This window comes from Methyloceanibacter marginalis, assembly GCF_001723295.1.
In the GTDB taxonomy this organism is placed as follows: Bacteria; Pseudomonadota; Alphaproteobacteria; order Rhizobiales; family Methyloligellaceae; genus Methyloceanibacter; species Methyloceanibacter marginalis.
Genome location: NZ_LPWD01000117.1, coordinates 1 through 2,074, shown reverse-complemented (window position 1 = coordinate 2,074; position 2,074 = coordinate 1). Strand labels below are relative to the sequence as shown.

Below are 2,074 nucleotides of genomic sequence, written 5' to 3'. Positions count from 1 at the left end.
GTCGTGCCATGTGGGATGGCGAACTGGGACGAGGCGGCGGGTGCCCCGGTGCGTTTCGGCGAAGCGCTTCCGCAACGCGCCTGAGCAAATCTACTGAATGAAGTAGTGCCACACCCCGCTCGGGGACACGCCTTCTTCATGGCGGCCGCGCGCTTCGGCGGCACGGCGCGGTAGAGCTCCACCTCCTGCGCCGGCGTGAGCTTGGCAAGATCGACTTCCGCGAAATACGGCCAGACATACATTGCGTCATGGTCTTTCCCGGTCAGCACGAAGCCGGAATCGAGCAAGTTCAGCATGGCGGCGAGCACGTCGCGGCCTGAGCCGTCGACCGACTGTTCCTTCCAATAGGCGATGGGATCGGCCACATGCGCCGCCGCGACCATGGGCTTCAGTTCGTTCGATTCGAGCACGGTCCGCATCGCCTCGATATTGCCGGTTCGTGCGGCGATGATGATGTCTCGCAAAATGCGCTGCACCGGTTCGGGCAGGGCCGTGGCGTCGTAGAGCACCTTGGGCCCGTCGGTTGCTGGCGCGTTCTTATCTTCTGCCTTTCCGGCCGGGTCCGGCAGCCGGTCGCCGTGGTCAACAGGCGCGGTCTTGTCTTGTGCTTGCGCTCGCGGGGGGATGTCGCCGCCCTCGGCGTAGACAAGGACGGCAGCGCCCGCTACCAATGCGGCCAGGGTGATCGTGACCAGGTTTTTCCGCCGATTCATGCATAACTCCATGCGTATGCAGTCAATTTCGCAGAACGGCGACCAACTTCAAGTCCAGGTTGGCCTTGGGCCGGACATCGTTCTCGGGCAAGACATCGCTCTGGAGCAAGACATTGCTCTCGGACAGGATCTGGACCGCCAAGATCTGGATCGCGGCGTGTCCGCCCGGCCCGTGAACGGGCGAGTAGGCTAGAGGCATTGCAGACAGGCGCGCAAATTGTGCTGTCCGGCATCCAGCTCGTGCTTGCCGGGCTGGGCATCGGCGTGCTCATGGCGGCGCCCATCGGCCCCGTCAACGTGCTGGTGATCCAGCGCGCCGTCTCGCGCGGTTTCTGGGGAGGCCTGGCCGCCGGGATAGGCGCGGTTCTCGGCGACGGCGTGCTCGCCGCGATCGGGGCCTTCAGTATCGCGGCCATTTCCGACGTGATGGTCGCCTACGGCGACACCATCCAATTCGTGGGCGGCATGCTCCTAATCGCCTTTGGGCTTGCGCTGCTGTTGTGCCGGCCCGTGCTGGCCACCCCCGTCAACGAGCGGTCTCATCTTCTCGAACACACCGGGATCATCCCGCAGACCTTCATTCTCACCGTGACCAATCCCGGCGCCGTCCTCGGCATGGCGGCGATGATCGGCGGCCTCGGCTCGCTCATCGGCGGCCTCAACACCAATCTCGAGGCGCTGATTCTGGTGGCCGCCATCATGGGCGGCAGCCTGCTGTGGTGGCTCGGCTATCCGAGCTGATCGCCACCATCCGGCACAAGCTCACCGAGGGCCGGCTGAACGTGATCAACCGGGTCGCGGCTATCTTGTTCGGCTTCGGCGCGGCGTGATAGTCGAAGGATTGGTGCGGTACTTCCGCTAGCCGGCTACTGCGCGGTACGCCGCAAGGTGAACTCACCGTGATGGATGCGCCGCGACAGGCCCGAGGTCATCTTGGCCACGGCGCCCTCGCCATAGACGTCGATGAGGTCCGCCAGGGCAGCGAACAGGGCGGCATTGGCGAGCATCTCCGGCTCGATGCCGTCGTGGAGCGCTTCCTCCCACGCATCGAGGATATAGCGCAGCGCCTCCTGCTTTTGGGCGTCGCCTGGATCGGAATGTTGCAATGGCCGCTTTGCCGTCCGCACCGGGTGCCTCCCTCAGCCGCGGAAACTTCGAGTGTCACAATTACACCCCTCGTCTGCTGCCTGTGGGACGGAGTGAACTAACGGTTAAATTTTACTCTTAATTTGAGGTATTTGGTGCGGCCGCCGAGGCCCCGGTCTGGTCGGGCGTCAAAGGGCCCGCTTCCGCTTCCTGAGGCTCCTGGACCCGCACCTGAGGGCCGCTCGCGTAGATTGAGCTCTGCGCCAAGGAGGCGG

4 protein-coding genes are annotated in these 2,074 nt (G+C 64.5%); 1 reads left to right on the top strand and 3 read right to left on the bottom strand.

Annotated elements, in window-relative coordinates; translation table 11 throughout:
* Both AUC71_RS05235 and AUC71_RS19205 read right to left on the bottom strand, forming a co-directional pair.
* Positions 1-713: hypothetical protein (locus tag AUC71_RS05235; RefSeq protein WP_069623413.1), on the bottom strand; the 713-nt coding region annotated here is incomplete at its 3' end.
* Positions 714-735: 22 nt separating this feature from the next.
* Complete coding sequence (locus tag AUC71_RS19205) at positions 736-912, bottom strand: hypothetical protein (protein ID WP_158007704.1); 177 nt, start codon at positions 910-912, stop codon at positions 736-738.
* Here AUC71_RS19205 and AUC71_RS05230 point away from each other — a divergent pair.
* Positions 912-1,454 (top strand): LysE family translocator, encoded by a 543-nt coding sequence (locus AUC71_RS05230; protein WP_083238108.1) that lies wholly within the window; start codon positions 912-914, stop codon positions 1,452-1,454. The genes AUC71_RS19205 and AUC71_RS05230 overlap by 1 nt on opposite strands.
* A 125-nt stretch (positions 1,455-1,579) precedes the next feature.
* Here the strand turns inward: AUC71_RS05230 and AUC71_RS05225 are convergent, their stop codons facing one another.
* Positions 1,580-1,840: a hypothetical protein gene (locus AUC71_RS05225; RefSeq protein WP_069623412.1), complete on the bottom strand. Its 261-nt coding sequence runs from the start codon at positions 1,838-1,840 to the stop codon at positions 1,580-1,582.
* Between the last annotated feature and the right edge of the window lie 234 nt (positions 1,841-2,074).

What these genes read in the sequence shown, in the direction of transcription:
- AUC71_RS19205 (WP_158007704.1), bottom strand. Translation starts at nt 912, where the DNA reads ATGCCTCTAGCCTACTCGCCCGTTCACGGGCCGGGCGGACACGCCGCG.